Raw genomic sequence first — 6,491 nt, 5'->3', positions numbered from 1 at the left:
AAGATGTTTGCTAATATATCAAGCAGTGGCGTCCCTGCCGCTGCAATTGCTTTTACCGCTTCGCTAGTCTTAATCACTCCGATTATGAGTTTAACAACTGCCATCAGTTCAGTTTTTACAATCGTAACCGGCGTGTCTAGTGATATGTATATTATTGTTTACACATTGACATTAGTTGCTCACAGAAGATACCGGGCTTCCACTGATTTTTTACCAAATGGTTTTATTATGCCATGGTATAAAATTACCAGCCCATTAACTATATTATTCTTCGGTATCATTTTCATCAGCCTGTTCTTCATCCCAGAAGATATTGTTGGGGCCGTTGGGGCAATCTGCTGGACATTAATCTTTGGTGGAATAGAATTTTTACGTCAAGGGAAAACGAACTTAAACAATACAAACTAAAAGATACAGGATAAAGGGGACTTATGGGGTGATACTCGGCATATCCACGTAATCCTTAATTACCCATTTTACTAAAAGTTGATTAAATCAAATTATTAATAAGCGGCTCATACCAACGTAGAGATAATCGTTAGCATGGGCCGCTAAGTTATTTTATAAGGGTATCAAACATTTGATTACCGTATAGCTCCTATGTCAAGTGGTAGATTGCAAATTCGGATTAAATTTGCAATCTACCACTTGACACGGTTCTGACCATTTTAGGTATGCTAGGTGTAATTACAGACGTACAAACTGTAAACGTCTCACAGGACACGACAGGCACCTTAGAACATGTTAAAAACGAGGTGGACTCCGCTAGCCAAGCTGATAAAACACCAACTAGTGCGAACGTTTCCAATGTGACCTCAACTAGTGCTGAGATTAAAGTAGATGACAAAGCTGAATAAAGTAAAAAGGTCTATCCTCAATTGGGTAGGCCTTTTTATTGTGCAATTTGACGGGAGAGGAGTGGTCTAGATGAAAAATCCCCCAAAAATCATTAAACTCACTTTGTGAATTTAACCACCTAAACTCCTAGACCATTGCGCCAATCGTGCCTGACACCAGTCCAAAAAATCCCGTTCTGAAATCGTTGGTGTTCCCGTCAATAACTTTTTTGTGATGGGCTCCTCACCTAAAGTCGTCTCAATTAACCCAACCACTAAATAATCTGTCTGTTTCGTAACCCAATTTTGTGGTTTCGCCCCAAAGACTTTCGCCAAACTAAAAGCTTGATCCCGAGTCATGGTAGTTAGACGTCCGGTAAAAGCAATCTCACAATCTCTTAAATCAAGCATTTTAAATCATCAACTTTCTTGATTCTAATGTTGGTTTTGACTTGACGGGTTATGGTTTTCCATTCAGTTTAGAGGGAGTGACGTTTTGAGCGCAGAATTGTTCCCTGGAATCAGCTATTTGGAATAACTGAACCAGAGTACAATTCTACTACTAAAAGTTGCCCCTTAGTTCGTCGGTCGTTAACGCCCGTCGCTTGTCTGTACAATTGCGGTATTGCTACCACCACTCATTATAAACCTACGTTTTCGGTTTAACCTACTAAAAAACGCCCTAGTAGGCGTTGGCAATACGTATTTATTTTTGTTCGATCGTCAACTAATCAGTGGCACCAAGCCGAAGCTTCGTTTTACCACCCGCGCCGTTAATGGTCGCGCTCACCATTCACCACCCAGCCGTACAGATAGCCTTGTTGTGGTATAGCCAGACTTATTGAAGTCGCACTGGCAAACGTGTCCCCTTGGATTTAGACCCCAGCTTGTCCCCTAGGGCTTTAAAAATCGCACCGGCCATGATATAATAGTCATTAAATGGGTTGACTTTTGTGTGGCGCTCACCGACGGGAATCGGTGGGTGTTTTTTTATGTTCTATTTTGACTACGGTTATCATTATATCAGTTATCAAATTTTTGGCCAACTTTTCTTGTGTACAGTACACTGTACACCGTACACCGTATCTTGTAAACTGTACACTGTGTATTGGGTACTGTGTACTGTACACTTAAATAATTTCATAAAAAAGCCGTCATTCCGCATTCAATTGTTAAGTATTTTTTCTGTACATTGTGTACTGAGTACGGTACACTGTACATATAACACAGTACACCGTGTACCGTGTACAAATGGAGGAATTTTAAAAAATGATAATTAGTTGCGCCAATGAAAAGGGTGGTACTGGTAAAACATCTACTACAGCCTTAATCAGTTGGGAATTATCAAATATGGGATATAAAGTGCTTATGGTAGATTGTGACCCTCAAGCAAACCTAACTGATTTAATGATAAAAACAAAAAGTCACGAAAATTCCAGCATCACAATTGACCCATCTCTTTTCGCATTACTAATTAACGGAAAAGACTTAAATGACGGCATCATTAACATTAAGAACGATCTTGACTTAATACCAGCTGCTGCTGATATGAACTTATTCAGTCGGTGGGTTGATAAACAAGACATTGATGAAAAAGCTAAAGTCAGCTATCTTAAAAACTCTTTGTCAAATATATCTAGCAAATTCGACTTCGTGTTTCTTGATGTAAGCCCTACAATGAGTTTAACAAACGATAACGTTTTTATGTGCTGCGATTGGATCATTGTTATGCTACAAACTCAGCAAAGAGCATTGCTGGGAGCAAAAAGTTTCTTAAGCTATTTACAAACGAATTTAATTGACGAATTTGGAGCAAAAGTAGATGTAGCGGGTATTCTTCCAGTTCTTACAAAAGGGCAATCAATTATTGACAATGCCGTTCTTAAACAGGCCGTAGAAGAATTTGGGGAAGACAACATATTTGAAAATGTCATTACTGCTATGGAAAGAGTAAAGAGATACGACCTTACTGGAATCACTGAAAGCAGTCGTTCTGTTTGGGATAAAGCTACTCACAGCGCATATACGGCTGTTGCTACTGAATTAATATCTAGATTGGAGGCAGAATAATATGGGAGGACTTTTGAAACACGATAATGATAATCAGGTAAAAAGTCCTGATAAGAAGGTAAACGTAAATGTATCATCAATTTCTAGAAAGCAAGCAGGTTTTGGCGAAGATAGTGCGGAAAAAATTCCTACCTTCGATGTAAACATGCGAGTTGATAATCATACCAGAAACGCCGTTTTGGCTTTGTCTAAAGCAACAGCTGATAAGCGTTCAGCTAGTGAAATGGTTTCTTTGATGATTGAAAGTTATCTTGAATCACTAACTCCCCAAACACGTGATACTTACGATGAATTGGTATCGATGATGGAAACAAAGGATAAGCTTGACTATAAACTAAAAAGTAAATAATCACGCGCCCTCAGACAACACGTTCACCTTTTAGACGTATACTTGTCCGTTTAAATGAAGCAGAATGCACACAAAAAAGTCCTCTATTATGCGGAATAGAGGGCTTTTTTGAAATCAGTACATACAGGCTTTGCTTAGGAGCGTTGCTTGTGTCCATTTAGGACATACACAATCATATAACAATCAATGCTGTCACTTAACTTACTCAAAAAAGCCACCCATACTACTCAAAAAATATTCACAACCTATCTAAGCAACCGTTTCCAAAAGTTCTCTCTCGTCTCATGTACTACTGATAATACTGAGCATAGTATTTCCGATAGACTGAATATTTCGTTTCATAATTTTCCCCGCATTATTTCAAAAAATAGTTACTTGATACTTGTCAAAACTTAAGGCTTGTAAAAAATACACCTATTGGTTTCAAGTCTGTCTCAATAGTAAAACTATAAAATTTGAATCCTGGCCGTTTTCACATATATTATTGTTCAATACCCAACTGCTCTACGTGATCAAAACAACAATTTTCTAATCAGTGACTAGTAGATTATAGCCGTTTTTTCATATTAAAACGTCTATTAATTTTTATTCTTTACTGTGCTGCCAATTAACATGGTATCTTTTGCGTTGATAACTAAAGCCCTCTTCAATCACTTCATGGGCATCCAGTACCGTCACAAATGCCCGTTCATCAATCGCTTTAATTAATTGCTTCAATTGTGGAATTTCCCGCGGTTGAACCACCAAATAAATCACTTGCTTTTGATCATGCTGATAACCACCTTCAGCTTGCAAATATGTCAATCCTCTATTTAAAGAAACATCAATTAATTGGGAAATTTTTTGGCTTTTATCTGACACAATGAATAATACCTTAGCACGATTGGGCCCTTCTTGGACCATATCAATTACTTTAGATAATACGAAACTAACAATTAGCGAGTACGCGATGTGATACAGATCTAAGTATGATAGTGATAGCCCTAATACTACGTAGTCAATAATCAAAATTCCTTTTCCCGAAGAAAATCCAAAACTTCTCTGGCCAACCCGAGCAATAATATCACTACCACCAGTAGTTCCGTTATAACGAAAAACCAGACCAATTCCCAACCCTGATAATACCCCTGCAACCAGTGATGACAATAATAAATCATTTCTCAATGGTAGTGGTTGAATCAGAGCCTGCTGTGACCATATTATTAGAAATAGTGATAAACAAATGGTGCCATAAATAGTGTAAGCCATCATGCGCTTGCCTAAGTAGCGCAACCCAATTAGTATCAATGGAATATTCAGAAATAAAGTACTAATTCCCAAGTTAATATGAAAGAAATGACGAATAATCAGAGTTATTCCGCTCAGACCGCCGTCTGCCAAGCCGCTTGGAATAGAGACTAAATCTAGACTGAACGCATAAATGCTACATCCCAACGTAATCATAACTAATTCGAAACTATTGTATTTTGTCCAATCTTTAAAAAACATAGTTCATCTCCAAAATGTTTTATCAATGTAAGTGCTTTATTATTTGACCGATGGTCCCTAAAAAACACTAACTTGTCCTGTAGGCCCTAACTATTCACTTCCCTTTTGGGAGTGCCTAAGTCTCCAACTTTTAAAGCATATTCTTTAATACGATAAATCTGTCGTCGTTGTACGCCAGTACTCCTTGCAATTTGTGCAATATTCGTTCCATCCCTGAGCATTTGAACTACCCTTTTATATAGGTAGCGTTTTGATCCATGTGGACTATATTGCCGCCTTCTTCCTTTATACTCCCCGCGCTCCTTAGCTAATTGGATTCCCTGATTCTGCCTAGCATGAATTTTGTTGCGCTCTTCTTCAGCTGTATATTTGTATATTTCAAAAACCAAATTGGTTAATAAACCACGTAAGTTAACATCTTGTATATCAGTGAAACTCGGTAAACTTAAAACATCTAGTGTGGCTTCCTTTTGTTGAATCAAGTTAATGGTGTCAGTAATGTCCTGAGCATTTCTACCAAGTCGATCTAAATCCAAAACAGTGACAATATCTTTTTCACGAATGAACTCTAACATTTTTTGCAATTCAGGGCGATTTTGAACTGATTTTCCGGAAACTTTTTCCTGAAATATTTTCTCTACACCAGACTTTTTTAGAGCTTCAATCTGCCGAGTTAAATTCTGATTTTCAGACGACACCCTAGCATAACCAATTTTCATATATTTGCCTTCTTATCATATTAATTCTGACGTCAGTTTCTGGGAAACTACTCAACTAGTTGATCTGATTAAGATTTAAAAGTTACTGTGTCACACTCTAATGTCTCACACGTTTGATCTATTATACCACAGCTCAGGAAGGAGACATTAGGTACATCGTAACGTAACGGATTGGGGGATTCGAGATAACTTCTTAACTGGACGGGTTCAATATTGGTATAACCAGCATCATCAAAGTATTGGTAGTACCAAAATATTATCTAATCTCAGAAAAGACCCGGCCGTCACCGAACAGGTGACGTTAAAGCAAGTTAAGAGGATTATGAGCAAGCTAGGCATTCGTTGCCAGGTTCATCAGAAAAAGCATTCACGAATCAAACAACAGGAGCAATACTTACAAGATAATGTTTTAAATCAGCGTTTTGGCGTTAACCAACCAAACCAGGTTTGGTTAGCTGATTCAACGGAATTGACCTATGGTGTTAACGGTCAGTATAAAGTGCGTTTGAGTGGCGCGCTGGATATTTACGGTCGCCATCTAATTGCCCATAAATTAAGTGAAACTGAAACTTCGAAGGCAAAAGTTCAGGTTTTTCAACGGGCCTTTAATTTTGCGGGTGACGTCCACCCTGTAGTGCATACTGACCGAGGTTCGGCATGCACATCAGGAACATTCAATAACTTTTTGGCGCAACATGAAGTCACCCGTAGTATGTCACGACCAGGGACGCCGTATGATAACGCACCAATGGAACGTTGGTGGAACGAGTTCAAATTGCGCTGGATTGATCGACACGCTAAACCAGTTACCTATAAAGAATTAGTGGCCTTGGTCGAAGAAGGCATCAACTATTTTAATCAACTAGATCGTTCACCAGCAAGAAACGACCTCACCCCAGCGGAACACTGGAATGAGGCCGTTTAAGCAAAGCAAAACTTATATTATTTCAAATGACAACTTGACAGGGACTAGTACAACTCAGGGGGCTTTACTTTAATATTTCCTGTAGATATTAGCCTTTTTTTAAT

General features: G+C 38.4%; 6 protein-coding genes and 1 pseudogene. 4 read left to right on the top strand and 3 right to left on the bottom strand.

What is annotated here, in order from left to right; all coding sequences use genetic code 11:
- Positions 1 to 408, top strand: a pseudogene (locus KGF65_RS16100) (amino acid permease); the annotation flags it as partial.
- A gap of 560 nt (positions 409 to 968) precedes the next feature.
- Here the strand turns inward: KGF65_RS16100 and KGF65_RS16095 are convergent.
- Complete coding sequence (locus KGF65_RS16095) at positions 969 to 1,247, bottom strand: BRCT domain-containing protein (RefSeq protein ID WP_056953165.1); 279 nt, start codon at positions 1,245 to 1,247, stop codon at positions 969 to 971.
- Positions 1,248 to 2,105: 858 nt separating this feature from the next.
- Here KGF65_RS16095 and KGF65_RS16090 point away from each other — a divergent pair.
- Together KGF65_RS16090 and KGF65_RS16085 are read left to right on the top strand one after the other, a co-directional pair.
- Entirely contained in the window at positions 2,106 to 2,906 is an 801-nt protein-coding gene (locus KGF65_RS16090; protein WP_021356781.1) for a ParA family protein, read from the top strand.
- Between the two features lies 1 nt (position 2,907).
- The gene (locus KGF65_RS16085; protein ID WP_027821221.1) at positions 2,908 to 3,255 is read left to right on the top strand and encodes a DUF5388 domain-containing protein; all 348 of its coding nucleotides are present in this window, start codon (positions 2,908 to 2,910) and stop codon (positions 3,253 to 3,255) included.
- Positions 3,256 to 3,840: 585 nt separating this feature from the next.
- Here the strand turns inward: KGF65_RS16085 and KGF65_RS16080 are convergent.
- Both KGF65_RS16080 and KGF65_RS16075 read right to left on the bottom strand, forming a co-directional pair.
- Entirely contained in the window at positions 3,841 to 4,743 is a 903-nt protein-coding gene (locus tag KGF65_RS16080; RefSeq protein ID WP_216748999.1) for a YitT family protein, read from the bottom strand.
- Positions 4,744 to 4,829: 86 nt separating this feature from the next.
- Positions 4,830 to 5,462: a recombinase family protein gene (locus tag KGF65_RS16075; protein WP_065675016.1), complete on the bottom strand. Its 633-nt coding sequence runs from the start codon at positions 5,460 to 5,462 to the stop codon at positions 4,830 to 4,832.
- 178 nt (positions 5,463 to 5,640) lie between these two features.
- Between KGF65_RS16075 and KGF65_RS16070 the strand changes: the two genes are divergently transcribed.
- Entirely contained in the window at positions 5,641 to 6,387 is a 747-nt protein-coding gene (locus tag KGF65_RS16070) for an IS3 family transposase (RefSeq protein ID WP_216749001.1), read from the top strand.
- Positions 6,388 to 6,491 lie beyond the last annotated feature (104 nt).

The sequence above is a fragment of the Lactiplantibacillus sp. 30.2.29 genome (genome assembly GCF_018991255.1).
In the GTDB taxonomy this organism is placed as follows: domain Bacteria; phylum Bacillota; class Bacilli; order Lactobacillales; family Lactobacillaceae; genus Lactiplantibacillus; species Lactiplantibacillus pentosus.
The sequence above is the reverse complement of the archived record's forward strand: the minus strand, read 5'-3'. Positions and strand labels throughout refer to the sequence as shown.